13 protein-coding genes are annotated in these 13,119 nt (G+C 62.2%); 5 read left to right on the top strand and 8 right to left on the bottom strand.

Annotated features, from left to right (window positions below; translation table 11 throughout):
* Positions 1 to 4: 4 nt before the first annotated feature.
* Both J3P91_RS00425 and J3P91_RS00420 read right to left on the bottom strand, forming a co-directional pair.
* Entirely contained in the window at positions 5 to 1,153 is a 1,149-nt protein-coding gene (locus tag J3P91_RS00425) for an NAD(P)/FAD-dependent oxidoreductase (protein WP_434570564.1), read from the bottom strand.
* 24 nt (positions 1,154 to 1,177) lie between these two features.
* Positions 1,178 to 1,345, bottom strand: coding sequence for a rubredoxin (locus tag J3P91_RS00420; protein ID WP_003177199.1), 168 nt, complete (start codon positions 1,343 to 1,345; stop codon positions 1,178 to 1,180).
* A 134-nt stretch (positions 1,346 to 1,479) separates the two neighbouring features.
* Here J3P91_RS00420 and J3P91_RS00415 point away from each other — a divergent pair, with 134 nt between their 5' ends.
* Complete coding sequence (locus J3P91_RS00415; RefSeq protein ID WP_434602407.1) at positions 1,480 to 2,085, top strand: chorismate--pyruvate lyase family protein; 606 nt, start codon at positions 1,480 to 1,482, stop codon at positions 2,083 to 2,085.
* On the top strand, positions 2,085 to 2,975 hold the full coding sequence (gene ubiA / locus J3P91_RS00410; protein ID WP_434570568.1) for a 4-hydroxybenzoate octaprenyltransferase: 891 nt from the start codon (positions 2,085 to 2,087) through the stop codon (positions 2,973 to 2,975). The genes J3P91_RS00415 and ubiA overlap by 1 nt, the downstream gene beginning before the upstream one ends.
* A 155-nt stretch (positions 2,976 to 3,130) precedes the next feature.
* Here the strand turns inward: ubiA and J3P91_RS00405 are convergent, their stop codons facing one another.
* Positions 3,131 to 3,514, bottom strand: a complete 384-nt coding sequence (locus tag J3P91_RS00405) for a COG4315 family predicted lipoprotein (protein WP_434570569.1) — start codon at positions 3,512 to 3,514, stop codon at positions 3,131 to 3,133.
* Between the two features lie 152 nt (positions 3,515 to 3,666).
* Between J3P91_RS00405 and phoB the strand changes: the two genes are divergently transcribed.
* The 3 genes from phoB to J3P91_RS00390 all read left to right on the top strand — a co-directional run bounded on the left by phoB (position 3,667) and on the right by J3P91_RS00390 (position 7,187).
* Positions 3,667 to 4,356, top strand: a complete 690-nt coding sequence (phoB, locus tag J3P91_RS00400) for a phosphate regulon transcriptional regulator PhoB (protein WP_003177195.1) — start codon at positions 3,667 to 3,669, stop codon at positions 4,354 to 4,356.
* A gap of 81 nt (positions 4,357 to 4,437) precedes the next feature.
* Complete coding sequence (gene phoR / locus J3P91_RS00395; protein ID WP_434605237.1) at positions 4,438 to 5,724, top strand: phosphate regulon sensor histidine kinase PhoR; 1,287 nt, start codon at positions 4,438 to 4,440, stop codon at positions 5,722 to 5,724.
* 122 nt (positions 5,725 to 5,846) lie between these two features.
* Positions 5,847 to 7,187, top strand: a complete 1,341-nt coding sequence (locus tag J3P91_RS00390; protein WP_186611377.1) for a hemolysin family protein — start codon at positions 5,847 to 5,849, stop codon at positions 7,185 to 7,187.
* Positions 7,188 to 7,341: 154 nt separating this feature from the next.
* Here the strand turns inward: J3P91_RS00390 and J3P91_RS00385 are convergent, their stop codons facing one another.
* The 5 genes from J3P91_RS00385 to pstA form a co-directional block, all read right to left on the bottom strand.
* The gene (locus tag J3P91_RS00385; RefSeq protein ID WP_434570571.1) at positions 7,342 to 8,238 is read right to left on the bottom strand and encodes a peptidoglycan DD-metalloendopeptidase family protein; all 897 of its coding nucleotides are present in this window, start codon (positions 8,236 to 8,238) and stop codon (positions 7,342 to 7,344) included.
* A gap of 233 nt (positions 8,239 to 8,471) precedes the next feature.
* Positions 8,472 to 9,425, bottom strand: coding sequence for a response regulator (locus J3P91_RS00380; protein ID WP_434602406.1), 954 nt, complete (start codon positions 9,423 to 9,425; stop codon positions 8,472 to 8,474).
* A gap of 166 nt (positions 9,426 to 9,591) precedes the next feature.
* A complete protein-coding gene (phoU, locus tag J3P91_RS00375) occupies positions 9,592 to 10,353 on the bottom strand; it encodes a phosphate signaling complex protein PhoU (RefSeq protein ID WP_072397242.1) in 762 nt (253 codons plus the stop codon).
* Positions 10,354 to 10,466: 113 nt separating this feature from the next.
* Positions 10,467 to 11,300, bottom strand: a complete 834-nt coding sequence (pstB, locus tag J3P91_RS00370) for a phosphate ABC transporter ATP-binding protein PstB (RefSeq protein ID WP_305497678.1) — start codon at positions 11,298 to 11,300, stop codon at positions 10,467 to 10,469.
* Positions 11,301 to 11,442: 142 nt separating this feature from the next.
* Positions 11,443 to 13,113, bottom strand: a complete 1,671-nt coding sequence (pstA, locus tag J3P91_RS00365; RefSeq protein ID WP_434602405.1) for a phosphate ABC transporter permease PstA — start codon at positions 13,111 to 13,113, stop codon at positions 11,443 to 11,445.
* Between the last annotated feature and the right edge of the window lie 6 nt (positions 13,114 to 13,119).

Raw genomic sequence — 13,119 nt, 5'->3', positions numbered from 1 at the left:
GTATTTACGCCAGCAGTGCCGGAAGCTGCTTGTTCAGCGCCAGTTTCTCCATCACCGCCGTACCGGTCAGGGCGTAGCCCAACAGATTGCCATGGGCGTCGCGGCACAGGGCCTTGATGTCGGCGCCCTCCCCTTCGACGCTCCACGCGCCTTCGCTGCCCCGTGGCGGCGGCGATACCACCAGCGGGCAGACCGGGGTTTTCACAGTGATCGGCATGGCGCCGTAGCTGACAGCGGTCGGGTTGCCAGCCAGGGTCTGGGCCAGGGCGCGGGCGCAGCTCATCAGCGGCATGACGTAGAGCAGGTTCAAGCCATCGACTTCGGCACAATCGCCCAAGGCATAGATATTGGCGTGGGAGGTTTTCAGCTGACGATCAACCACCACGCCGCGATTGACCACCAGCCCGGCGGCAGCCGCCAGGTCGATGCGTGGGCGCAGGCCGATGGCCGAGACCACCAGATCGCAGGGAATCACCTGGCCATCCGACAGATGCGCCTCCAATCCGTCGGCCACACGTTGCAGACGGTTGAGCACCGGCCCCAAGTGGAAATGTGCGCCAAGGCTTTCCAGCCCGGCCTGGACCGCTGCGGCAGCGGCCGGATGCAGCAGCGTCGGCATGACTTGCTCGCAGGGGGCCACCAGTTCCACTTCGTAACCGCCGAGGACCAGGTCGTTGGCAAATTCGCAGCCGATCAGGCCGGCACCGAGCAGCAGCACCCGGCGCTTGCCAGCGGCGGCGGCCCGAAAACGTGCATAGTCTTCGAGATCATTGATCGGGAAAATCAGATCCGCCGCATCGCCCTGCACCGGCACGCGCACGGTTTCAGCGCCCCAGGCCAGGACCAGGTCGCGATAACTCACCGCTTCCTCGCCGATCCACAGGCGTTTGTGGCCCGGGTCGATGCCGCTGATGCGCGTGTGGGTGCGCACTTCGGCCTTCAACTGCTCGGCCATGGCGCCCGGCTCGGACATGCTCAAGCCATCGGCGTCCTTGTTCTTGCCGAACCCCGTGGAGAGCATCGGCTTGGAGTAGGAACGGCCGTCGTCCGCGGTAATCAGCAGTAACGGGGTTTCGCTGTCGAGCTTGCGAAACTCCCGGGCCAGGTTATAGCCAGCCAGGCCGGTACCGACGATGACGACAGGTGCGCTCATGTTGCTCTCCGTTTGATGAAACGATCAGTTGATTTCGATCATTTCGAAATCCATTTTGCCGACACCGCAGTCCGGGCACAGCCAGTCCGCCGGCACATCTTCCCAGCGGGTGCCGGGCGCGATGCCATCGTCGGGCCAACCGTCAGCTTCGTTGTAGATCAGGCCACAGACGATACATTGCCACTTTTTCATTCCGATACTTCCTCAAGATGTCAGGCCTTGGCCGGTATTTTCCGGCTCAGGGCCGTTTTGTACTGATCGGTCGCGACAGATGCAAGCGGGATCGGCGCAGCGGCGCCCTGGCTCGGTCAAAATCGCCGACCGGCATGGTAAGCTCGCGGCCTCATTCGCTGCCATTCAAGACCCTTGTGCCGCCTACAAATTCGATATTTCCTACACTTCGATGGCTGCCCCAGCACCTGCTGTCGCCCCGTCCCGATGCCTGCGTGCTCGACTGGTTGTTCGACCAAGGCTCCCTGACCCGGCGCCTTACAGGCCTGTCGGATGACCACTTCAGCGTGACACCGCTGCTGGAGGGCTGGCAGCCGTTGCGCGCCGACGAGTGTGCCGCGCTGGACCTGGCCGAGGGCAGCGAAGGCTGGGTGCGCGAGGTCTACCTGCGCGGTCATGGCCAGCCTTGGGTGTTCGCCCGCAGCGTGGCGGCGCGCAGCGCGTTGCAGGGCGACGGTTTGCAGATGGACGCACTCGGCAGTCGCTCCCTGGGTGAACTGCTGTTTTGCGACCAGGCATTCCAGCGCCGGGCGATCGAGGTGTGCCACTACCCGAGCGAATGGTTGCCACCCGAGGTTCGCGCCCAGGCGTTGTGGGGCCGTCGCTCGCGTTTCGATCGCGGTGCGTTGAGCGTGCTGGTGGCGGAGATTTTCCTGCCGCCACTGTGGACCGTCGCTCGCGCCTATTCGGAGAATTGCTGATGTACGTGCAACTGCTCAAATCCTTGAACCGCCTCAATCCGCGGGCCTGGGACTTCGTGCAACTGACCCGCATGGACAAGCCCATCGGCATCTACCTGTTGCTGTGGCCGACATTGTGGGCGCTGTGGATTGCCGGCGAAGGCTCGCCGTCCCTGGCCAACATCGTGATTTTTGTGCTGGGCGTAGTGCTGACCCGTGCCGGCGGTTGCGTGATCAACGACTGGGCCGACCGCAAGGTCGACGGCCACGTCAAACGCACCGAGCAGCGCCCGCTGGTGAGCGGCAAGATCAGCTCGAAGGAAGCCCTGGTGTTCTTCGCGGTCTTGATGAGCGTGAGTTTCCTGCTGGTGCTGTGCACCAATGCGCCGACGATTCTGTTGTCCTTGGGCGGACTGGCGCTGGCGTTCAGTTACCCGTTCATGAAGCGCTACACCTATTACCCGCAAGTGGTGCTGGGCGCGGCGTTTTCCTGGGGCATGCCGATGGCTTTCACCGCCGAAACCGGCCATCTGCCGGCCGCTGCATGGCTGCTGTACATCGCCAACCTGCTGTGGACGGTGGGCTACGACACTTACTACGCGATGACCGACCGGGACGACGACCTGAAGATTGGCGTGAAATCCACGGCGATCCTGTTTGGCGATGCCGATCGGGTGATCATCTTGACGCTGCAAGGCCTGGCCTTGGGCTGCCTGCTGCTGGCCGGGGCTCAGTTCAAGCTGGGGGGCTGGTTCCATCTCGGTCTCGTGGCCGCCGCCGCGTGCTTTGCCTGGGAGTTCTGGTACACCCGCGGCAAGGACCGGATGCGCTGTTTCAAGGCGTTCCTGCACAACCACTGGGCCGGGTTGGCGATTTTTGTCGGGATTGTGCTGGATTACGGGTTGCGGTGAGTTCTGTGGCCGAGCGCTGGGTGTGGGATTAAGAACAACCCTGTGGCGAGGGAGCTTGCTCCCGCTGGGCTGCGAAGCGGCCCCAAAAATCTTGCGGTCGCTACGCAACCGAGCGGGAGCAAGCTCCCTCGCCACGAAAAGCGGTTCGGTGCTGGTCAGTCGGGCTTGGCGATCTTCCAGACGCCGCCCTTGCCGTCGCCGGTCTTGTCACCCGCCTTCTTGTCGCCGACGAAGGTGTACAACGGATCGCCGTCATAGGCCCACTGTGACGCGCCATCATCACGCGTGATCACGGTCCATTCGCCTGAAGGAGTCGCGGTGCTTTCAGCCTTGAGTGGTGGCCAGTTTTCGGCGCATTTATCGTTGCACATCGACTTGCCGCCGTCGTCCTTGTCATAGGTGTACAACGTCATGCCCTTATGATCGACCAGCACGCCATCCTTGACCATTGCCGGTTCGCCAGCCGCAAGCGCCATTCCCGGCAGCGCCAGCGCAGCTACCAGCCCCAACGCCTTGAGGGATCGAGTGTAATAAGCCATGGAAACCTTCCTTTGCAGTTGTCAGGATTCGGACCCAAAAGCCTAGCCCAAGATCGCCTCTGCTGCCGTCCGGGGAAATAACTGTCACACGACTGCAATAATTCCGTTATCTAATGCGGCGCAAGACAGTTAAATGACAAGAGGATTACCCCATGGTTGGCAGGAGCATTCTGATCGTCGACGACGAGGCGCCCATCCGCGAGATGATCGCCGTTGCGTTGGAGATGGCCGGCTATGACTGCATGGAAGCAGAAAACTCTCAACAGGCCCACGCCATCATCGTCGATCGCAAGCCCGACCTGATCCTGCTGGACTGGATGCTGCCAGGCACCTCCGGCATCGAGCTGGCCCGGCGTCTCAAGCGCGATGAGCTGACGGGTGACATCCCGATCATCATGCTCACCGCCAAGGGCGAAGAAGACAACAAGATCCAGGGCCTGGAAGTCGGTGCCGACGATTACATCACCAAGCCGTTTTCCCCTCGGGAGCTGGTGGCGCGCCTCAAGGCCGTGCTGCGTCGTGCCGGGCCGACCGATGGCGAAGCGCCGATCGAAGTTGGCGGCCTGCTGCTGGACCCGATCAGCCACCGCGTGACCATCGACGGCAAGCCCGCCGAGATGGGCCCGACCGAATATCGCCTGTTGCAGTTCTTCATGACTCACCAGGAGCGCGCCTACACCCGCGGGCAACTGCTGGATCAGGTCTGGGGCGGCAACGTGTACGTCGAGGAGCGCACCGTGGATGTACACATCCGGCGCTTGCGCAAAGCCCTCGGCGACGCCTATGAGAATCTGGTACAAACCGTGCGCGGCACCGGTTATCGTTTTTCGACAAAGGCCTGACCCGAGCCCTTACCGCCCGACAAGCTGACAAGGACGCGCGCTCAAGTGAATCAAAACTGGCATGGCACCCTGATCCGCCACATGTTGTTGCTGGTGACCGGTTGCCTGTTGATCGGCCTGGTCACCGGCTACTACGGCTGGAGCCTGGCCGTGGGCCTGGCGCTTTACCTGGCCTGGACCCTCAAGCAATTGCTGCGCCTGCACGAGTGGCTGCGCCTGCACCAACCCGACGAGGCCCCGCCCGACGGCTATGGCTTGTGGGGCGAGGTGTTCGACAGCATCTACCACCTGCAACGGCGCGACCAGCGCGTTCGCGGCCGCCTGCAGGCAGTGATCGACCGCGTCCAGGAATCCACCGCCGCGCTCAAAGACGCGGTGATCATGCTCGACAGCGACGGCAACCTGGAATGGTGGAACCGCGCCGCAGAAACCCTGCTGGGCCTCAAGACGCCACAGGACAGCGGCCAGCCGGTGACCAACCTGGTGCGCCATCCGCGCTTCAAGGAATATTTCGAGCAAGACAATTACGCCGAACCGCTGGAAATCCCGTCGCCCACCAATGATCGGCTGCGCATCCAGCTGTACATCACCCGCTATGGCAACAACGAGCACCTGATGCTGGTGCGCGACGTGACGCGTATTCATCAACTGGAACAGATGCGCAAGGATTTCATCGCCAACGTATCCCATGAACTGCGTACGCCATTGACGGTGATCTGCGGTTACCTGGAGACCCTGCTCGACAATGTCGAAGAGGTGAACCCGCGCTGGACCCGTGCCTTGCAGCAGATGCAGCAGCAGGGCGGACGCATGCAGACCTTGCTCAACGACCTGCTGTTGCTGGCGAAGCTGGAAGCCACCGACTATCCCTCGGACAACCAGCCGGTGCCCATCGAGGACCTGTTGCAAGTCATTGCCGAAGATGCGCAGGAGTTGTCCGGTCCCAAGCAGCAGTCCATCACGCTTGAAGCAGACCCGACCGTGCAACTCAAGGGCAGCGAGGCGGAACTGCGCAGCGCGTTTTCCAACCTGGTGTTCAACGCGGTCAAATACACGCCTGAACAAGGGCGGATCCATGTGCGCTGGTGGGGCGATGAACAAGGCGCACACCTGAGCGTGCGCGATTCCGGCATCGGCATCGACAGCAAGCACCTGCCGCGCCTGACCGAGCGCTTCTACCGGGTCGACTCCAGCCGCAACTCCAACACTGGCGGAACCGGGCTCGGTCTGGCAATCGTCAAGCACGTGCTGCTGCGCCATCGTGGACGCATGGAAATCAGCAGCGTGCCCGGCCATGGCAGTACGTTTACCTGCCATTTCACCCCGGCGCAGGTGGTCCGCGGACGGCACTCCAGCCACGACGAATGACGCCGGCGGGCGTTCCCCACTAGGCAATCGCCCGGTCAGCCGCTACATTGGCTGACTTGTGCCTGCCTTTTCAGGCGCCGATTTCCCATCATACGAACATACGGAACCTGCAAAACTCCATCATGGACCCTTCCCCTGGCTTGTCCCTCGCTACACTCTTCGCCGAATTCGGCATGATTCTTTTTGCTCTGATCCTGGTCTTGCTCAACGGTTTTTTCGTTGCGGCCGAATTTGCCATGGTCAAGCTGCGCTCGACCCGGGTCGAGGCCATTGCCGAACAGAACGGCTGGCGCGGGCACATCCTGCGCACCGTCCACAGCCAGCTCGACGCTTATCTGTCGGCCTGCCAGCTGGGTATCACCCTCGCCTCACTGGGGCTGGGATGGGTCGGCGAGCCGGCGTTCGCGCACATTCTCGAGCCGCTACTGGGCGCGGTCGGCGTCCAGTCGCCGGAAGTGATCAAGGGTGTGTCGTTCTTCACCGCGTTCTTCATCATTTCCTACCTGCACATCGTGGTCGGCGAGCTGGCGCCCAAATCCTGGGCGATCCGCAAACCGGAACTGCTGTCGCTGTGGACGGCCGTACCGCTGTACCTGTTCTACTGGGCCATGTACCCGGCGATCTACCTGCTCAATGCCAGCGCCAATGCGATCCTGCGTATCGCCGGCCAGGGTGAGCCCGGCCCGCATCATGAACACCATTACAGCCGCGAGGAGTTGAAGCTGATCCTGCACTCCAGCCGTGGCCAGGACCCGAGCGACCAAGGCATGCGCGTGCTGGCCTCCGCCGTGGAAATGGGCGAGCTGGAGGTGGTGGACTGGGCCAACTCCCGGGAAGACCTGGTAACGCTGGAATTCAATGCCCCGCTCAAGGAAATCCTGGCGATGTTCCGTCGCCACAAGTTCAGCCGGTATCCGGTGTACGACAGCGAGCGCCAGGAATTCGTCGGCCTGCTGCACATCAAGGACCTGCTGCTGGAACTGGCGGCCCTGGACCACATCCCCGAATCGTTCAACCTGGCGGAACTGACCCGCCCGCTGGAGCGAGTATCGAGGCACATGCCGTTGTCGCAGCTGCTGGAGCAGTTCCGCAAGGGCGGTTCGCACTTCGCCGTGGTCGAGGAAGCCGACGGCAATATCATCGGCTACCTGACCATGGAAGACGTTCTGGAAGTGCTGGTGGGCGATATCCAGGACGAACACCGCAAGGCCGAGCGTGGCATCCTCGCCTATCAGCCGGGCAAGCTACTGGTGCGCGGCGACACCCCGCTGTTCAAGGTGGAGCGTCTGCTGGGCATCGACCTGGACCACATCGAAGCGGAAACCCTGGCAGGGTTGGTCTACGAAACCCTGAAACGGGTGCCGGAAGAGGAAGAAGTGCTGGAAGTCGAAGGCCTGCGGATCATCATCAAGAAGATGAAAGGGCCGAAGATCATCCTGGCGAAGGTGTTGATGCTCGATTGAGTGTCGATCTGCCCGCAAGTTGAAGGCATAACCCACTGTGGCGAGGGAGCTTGCTCCCGCTGGGTCGCGAAGCGACCCCAAAAGCGACGACTGCTTCGCAGCCGAGCGGGAGCAAGCTCCCTCGCCACGAAAAGCCTTCTTGTCATCTCCCGTGCTATTGCTTGCCCAACGCAAAGTTGGGCAAGTCACCCACCGGCTGGTTGAACTGATAGGGAATCGACACCAACCCCAGCCCGGTGTTGCGCTGGACCACGAAGTGCAGGTGCGGGCCGGAGCTGTTACCGGTGTTGCCTGATAGCGCCAGCGGCGTGCCCACCACGACCCGTTGCCCCTCCTGGACGCTCACCGAGCCCTTCTGCAGGTGCAGGTAGACTCCCATGGTCCCGTCATCGTGCAACACGCGCACAAAGTTGCCGGCAGGATCGGTGCCGCGCCCGGTCTGCTCGTTCTCGGTCTTGACCACGACCCCGCCACGCGCCGCGATGATAGGCGTGCCTTCGGGCATCGCAATGTCCATGGCGTAGCGGTTCTTCGGGCCGTAATGGCTGTATTGGCCGTTGGCGCCCTGGCTCAACCGGAACGGCCCGCCACGCCAGGGCAACGGATAGCGATAAGCTTGCGCCGTGCCTGCGGGGTCGCCCAGGGAGTATTCGAACCTTGGGGTATAAGCCAGTGGCCTGCCGGGCCGGGTGGCCGTCAGCAGCGCCAGGCGAAGGTTGCTGCGCGCCGGCAGCACGCGGCGGATCGGCCGGCTCGGCGCTCCGCTCACATTGCGCAACCCGGCGAAGCTCAGCTCGATTTCCACCGGCGCATAGAGGTCGTTGCGCACGTACACCGCGTCCGCGCCCTTCTGCTTCCTGATGTCGAGAAACACCTGGCGCTCCAGGCGCTCGACCATGCGATCACGAAATACGAACACCTGGGCGCCTTTGCTGGGGCGGTCACTGTAGGAGACCACGCCATTGGCGTCGGTGGATTTGTAGATGGTCATGGCCAAGGCCGGGGTGGCGGCCAGGACAAGACCACAGGCGAACAGCAACGGCACGAGCATGGGCAAGAATTCTGTCGAAATGAAGGCCTGCAAAGCAGCCTAGCAGCTGGGATGGACCAGCGTAGTCGACGGATGTTTCAAAATTGGATCGGCGGTCGGGTTGAAGCTGATGGCCCCATCGCGAGCAAGCTCGCTCCCACACTGATCTGTGTTTGCCACAAAATTTGTGTCAGCAGCAGATCTCCTGTGGGAGCGAGCTTGCTCGCGATAGCTGACTGAAGGGCGCCGCCAGATCAGGCGCCCGGTACGAAGTGCTTCTGCGCCGTGCCGCGGGCGATCAGGCGGGAGATGTAGTCGAGTTTCTGCGGGTCTTTGTCGACGAAGCGGAAAGTCAGTTGCAGCCATTCGCTGTCAGGGGTTTGCTCATGGGCGACGATGGCGTGCAGGTAGCCGTTCAGACGAGCGGTTTCGGCGTTGTCGCCCTGCTCCATGTCCAGCACCGAGCTCTCCAGCACTTGCGGCAGGGTGTCGGTGCGCTTGACCACCAGCAGCGCTTCCTTGAGGCTCAGGGCCTTGATGACGCATTGCTGGGTGCCGCTGGACAGGCGCAACTGGCCTTGGCCGCGATTGGCAGTGGGTGCGGACGCGGCAGGTGCCTTGACGGGCGGGCTGTTGAGCAAGCCACGTGCCGCCGGAGCGGCAGCCGCAGCGGGTGCAGGCGCGGCAGCGGGCTTGGCAAACGGGTTCGCCGCTGGCGCAGACGCCGCAACCGGAGCGGCCTTGCCGCCGGTCAGGGCACTGAGCGAATCATTGCCGAACGCCGAATTCATCTTGGTCGGGGCACTGTTCATCAACGTGTCGAGCTTGCCGACCTTGTTCAAGGCCTGCTTGACCTTGGTCAGCAACTGTTCGTTGGTGAAGGGTTTGCTGACGTAGCCGGAAACGCCGGCCTGGATCGCCTGGACCACGTTCTCCTTGTCGCCACGGCTGGTCACCATCACAAACGGCATGCCCTTGAGATTGTCCTGCTGGCGGCACCAGGTCAGCAATTCCAGGCCGGACATTTCTGGCATTTCCCAGTCGCACAGCACCAGGTCGAACGCTTCACGGGCCAGCAGGGCCTGGGCTTTCTTGCCGTTCACCGCGTCTTCGATGCGGATGCCTGGGAAGTAGTTGCGCAGGCACTTCTTCACCAAGTCACGAATGAACGAAGCATCGTCCACGACCAACACACTGACCTTACTCATCCAGATACACCTCTAAAAAATCCCGGCAAGCATACCGCCTTACTGATGGCACATCGCCAAAAACCTTCAGTCACGCCGGGACTTTTCGTTCGCGGGGTGCTGCTTTTGATTAAAAAAACCGCAAAAAAAAGCCCGACCAGAAGGCCGGGCGCTTTTCTTGGCAATCTTACTTATCGTCAGTTTGACCGGGAACATTAGCGGTTTCGGACGGGGTGCCCTCAACTTCTTCCTTCATCCGCTTGAGCCCCATGTGCCGTACATCGGTGCCACGCACCAGGTAGATCACCAGTTCCGAGATGTTGCGTGCATGATCGCCGATACGTTCCAACGAACGCAGCACCCAGATGATGCTCAACACCCGGGAAATCGAACGCGGGTCTTCCATCATGTAAGTCGCCAGTTCGCGCAGGGCGGTCTTGTACTCGCGATCGATGATCTTGTCGTACTGGGCCACCGACAGCGCCAGGTCGGCGTCGAAACGGGCGAAGGCGTCCAGCGCATCGCGGACCATGTTGCGCACCTGGTCACCAATGTGGCGAACCTCGACGTAGCCGCGCGGCGCTTCACCTTCTTCGCACAATTGGATGGCGCGACGAGCGATCTTGGTGGCTTCGTCGCCGATCCGCTCAAGGTCGATCACCGACTTGGAGATGCTGATGATCAGGCGCAGGTCGGAAGCCGCCGGCTGACGACGGGCCAGGATGCGCAGGCATTCTTCGTCGATGTTGCGTTCCATCTGGTTGATCTGGTCATCAATCTCGCGCACTTGCTGGGCCAGGCCGGAGTCGGCCTCAATCAGCGCGGTCACCGCGTCGTTGACCTGCTTTTCCACCAGCCCGCCCATGGCCAGCAGGTGGCTGCGCACCTCTTCCAGCTCGGCGTTGAACTGCGCGGAAATGTGGTGGGTGAGGCCTTCCTTCGAAATCATGGTTTTGCTCCGCAAAAGCTGTGAGCTGCAAGCTTCAAGCTGCAAGCTGATATATGTCGTTACTCAAACCGCCTTTACTTGCCGCTTGTAGCTTGAAGCTTGCGGCTCTACGGCTAGCCGTAGCGACCCGTGATGTAGTCCTCGGTCTGCTTCATGGCCGGATTGGTAAACAGGGTATCGGTGTCGCCGAATTCCACCAGCTTGCCCATGTACATGAACGCGGTGTAGTCGGACACCCGTGCCGCCTGCTGCATGTTGTGGGTCACGATGACGATGGTGAACTTGGACTTGAGCTCGTAGATCAGTTCCTCGACTTTCAGCGTCGAGATCGGGTCGAGTGCCGAGCAAGGTTCGTCGAGCAGCAGCACTTCCGGCTCCACGGCGATGGTGCGGGCGATCACCAGACGCTGCTGCTGCCCACCGGACAGGCCCAGCGCCGATTCGTGCAGGCGGTCCTTGACCTCATCCCACAGCGCCGCGCCCTTGAGTGCCCACTCCACGGCTTCATCGAGTACGCGCTTCTTGTTGATGCCCTGGATCCGCAGGCCATAGACGACGTTCTCGTAGATGGTCTTGGGGAACGGGTTGGGCTTCTGGAACACCATGCCCACGCGACGACGCAGTTCGGCAACGTCTTCGCCCTTGCGGTAGATGTTGTTGCCGTAGAGGTTGATTTCGCCTTCGACGCGGCAGCCGTCCACCAGATCGTTCATGCGGTTGAAGGTGCGCAGCAAGGTCGACTTGCCGCAGCCCGACGGACCGATGAACGCGGTGACGCGCTGTTTCGGGATGTTCAGGCTGACATCGTACAGCGCCTGTTTCTGACCGTAGAACAGGTTCAGGCCGGGCACTTCGATGGCGACGGTTTCCTGAGCCAGGTTCAGGCTCTGCTTGTCGCGGCCCAGGGCCGACATGTTGATGCCGTGTGTAGGTGCTTCGTGTTGCATGGGAGGCTCCCTGTGCTAACAAATTCGGTTCGGAACGCCTGTGTGGCGGCCCCATGAAATTCCAATGTGGGAGCGAGCCTGCTCGCGAAGGGGGCCTTGAGGCCGCCAAAAGCTTCGCGAGCAGGCTCGCTCCCACAGACCCTCAACTATCCAGTGCCTTGTACTTCTCACGCAGGTGGTTACGGATCCACACCGCCGACAGGTTCAGGGTCGCGATCACCAGTACCAGCAGCAACGCCGTGGCGTAGACCAATGGCCGGGCCGCTTCGACGTTCGGGCTCTGGAAGCCGACGTCATAGATATGGAAGCCCAGGTGCATGATTTTCTGGTCCAGGTGCAGGTACGGGTAGTTGCCATCCAGCGGCAGCGACGGCGCCAGTTTCACCACGCCCACCAGCATCAGCGGCGCTACCTCGCCGGCGGCACGGGCCACGGCGAGGATCATGCCGGTCATCATCGCCGGGCTCGCCATCGGCAGGACGATTTTCCACAGCGTTTCGGCCTTGGTTGCACCGAGTGCCAGGGAACCCTCACGCACGGTCCGCGGAATCCGCGCCAGGCCTTCCTCGGTGGCCACGATCACCACCGGTACGGCCAGCAGCGCCAGCGTCAAGGAAGCCCAGAGCAGGCCTGGCGTGCCGAAGGTCGGCGCCGGCAAAGCCTCGGGGAAGAATAGCCGGTCAACCGAGCCGCCCAGCACATAGACGAAAAAACCCAGCCCGAACACGCCGTAGACGATGGCCGGAACGCCTGCAAGGTTGTTCACCGCGATGCGGATCAGGCGGGTCATCGGCCCCTGGCGCGCGTATTCACGCAGGTAGACCGCTGCCAGCACGCCGAACGGCGTGACGATCATCGCCATGATCAGGGTCATCATCACGGTGCCGAAAATCGCCGGGAAGATCCCGCCTTCGGTGTTGGCTTCACGCGGGTCGTCGCTGAGGAACTCCCAGACCTTGCTGAAATAGAAACCCATCTTGGTGAACGTGCCCATGCCGTTTGGCTGGTAGGCGTGCACCACCTTGCCGATCTCGATTTCCACTTCCTTGCCGTTGGCATCGCGGGCCGTCAGGCTGTCGCGGTTGAACTGCGCGTGCAGGTCGGTCAGGCGCGCTTCGATGTCCTTGTAGCGGGCGTTCAGTTCGGCGCGTTCGCTTTCCAGGTCAGCCTGGGCGGCGGCGTCGAGCTTGCCGTCCAGCTCCAGCTTGCGACCGTGCAGGCGGATGCGCTCGAGGCCGGCGTTGATCGCGCCGATGTCGACTTTTTCCAGAGTCTTGAGTTCGTCGGCCAGTTGATTGACCCGCTCGATACGCGCCTGCAACTGCGGCCAGGCGGCTTCGCCCTCGGCGATGACCTTGCCTTGTTCCTTGACGTTGACCAGGTAGCCGTAGAAGTTGCCCCACTCACGTCGCTCCAGAGCCATCAGCTCCGGCGGGGTCGTCTGGTTGCTCAGCCAGTCGCCGACGATCCAGGTGAAATCGGTGCCGTTGAGATCCCGGTTACCGACCTTGACCAGTTCGCGGGTCATGAACTCCGGGCCTTCGTCCGGCACCGGCAGGCCAGCGCTTTTCAGACGCTCGCGAGGCACTTCTTCTTTCTGTACGACTTCGCCGACCACCAGGTGCGCCGGCATGCCCGGTACGTTGTAGCTGGCGTGGATCAGGTCGGCCGGCCAGAAGTGGCCCAGGCCGCGCACGGCAATCACCGCCAACAGGCCAATGGTCATGATGACCGCGATGGACACCGCGCCACCGCTGATCCAGACGCCCGGGGCGCCGCTCTTGAACCATCCTTTCAGGGAGTTCTGTTTCACAGACTT

The organism is Pseudomonas sp. Z4-7 (assembly GCF_051131965.1).
Lineage (GTDB): Bacteria > Pseudomonadota > Gammaproteobacteria > Pseudomonadales > Pseudomonadaceae > Aquipseudomonas.
The sequence above is the reverse complement of the archived record's forward strand: the minus strand, read 5'-3'. Positions and strand labels throughout refer to the sequence as shown.

Excerpts from the sequence above, each read along its gene's own strand:
- J3P91_RS00390 (WP_186611377.1), top strand. The coding sequence starts at position 5,847 with ATGGACCCTTCCCCTGGCTTGTCCCTCGCTACACTCTTCGCCGAATTC.
- J3P91_RS00415 (WP_434602407.1), top strand. The coding sequence starts at position 1,480 with ATGGTAAGCTCGCGGCCTCATTCGCTGCCATTCAAGACCCTTGTGCCG.
- phoU (WP_072397242.1), bottom strand. The coding sequence starts at position 10,353 with ATGATTTCGAAGGAAGGCCTCACCCACCACATTTCCGCGCAGTTCAAC.
- J3P91_RS00385 (WP_434570571.1), bottom strand. The coding sequence starts at position 8,238 with ATGCTCGTGCCGTTGCTGTTCGCCTGTGGTCTTGTCCTGGCCGCCACC.
- J3P91_RS00380 (WP_434602406.1), bottom strand. The coding sequence starts at position 9,425 with ATGAGTAAGGTCAGTGTGTTGGTCGTGGACGATGCTTCGTTCATTCGT.
- J3P91_RS00425 (WP_434570564.1), bottom strand. The coding sequence starts at position 1,153 with ATGAGCGCACCTGTCGTCATCGTCGGTACCGGCCTGGCTGGCTATAAC.
- phoB (WP_003177195.1), top strand. The coding sequence starts at position 3,667 with ATGGTTGGCAGGAGCATTCTGATCGTCGACGACGAGGCGCCCATCCGC.
- J3P91_RS00405 (WP_434570569.1), bottom strand. The coding sequence starts at position 3,514 with ATGGCTTATTACACTCGATCCCTCAAGGCGTTGGGGCTGGTAGCTGCG.
- phoR (WP_434605237.1), top strand. The coding sequence starts at position 4,438 with ATGTTGTTGCTGGTGACCGGTTGCCTGTTGATCGGCCTGGTCACCGGC.
- J3P91_RS00420 (WP_003177199.1), bottom strand. The coding sequence starts at position 1,345 with ATGAAAAAGTGGCAATGTATCGTCTGTGGCCTGATCTACAACGAAGCT.
- ubiA (WP_434570568.1), top strand. The coding sequence starts at position 2,085 with ATGTACGTGCAACTGCTCAAATCCTTGAACCGCCTCAATCCGCGGGCC.
- pstB (WP_305497678.1), bottom strand. The coding sequence starts at position 11,300 with ATGCAACACGAAGCACCTACACACGGCATCAACATGTCGGCCCTGGGC.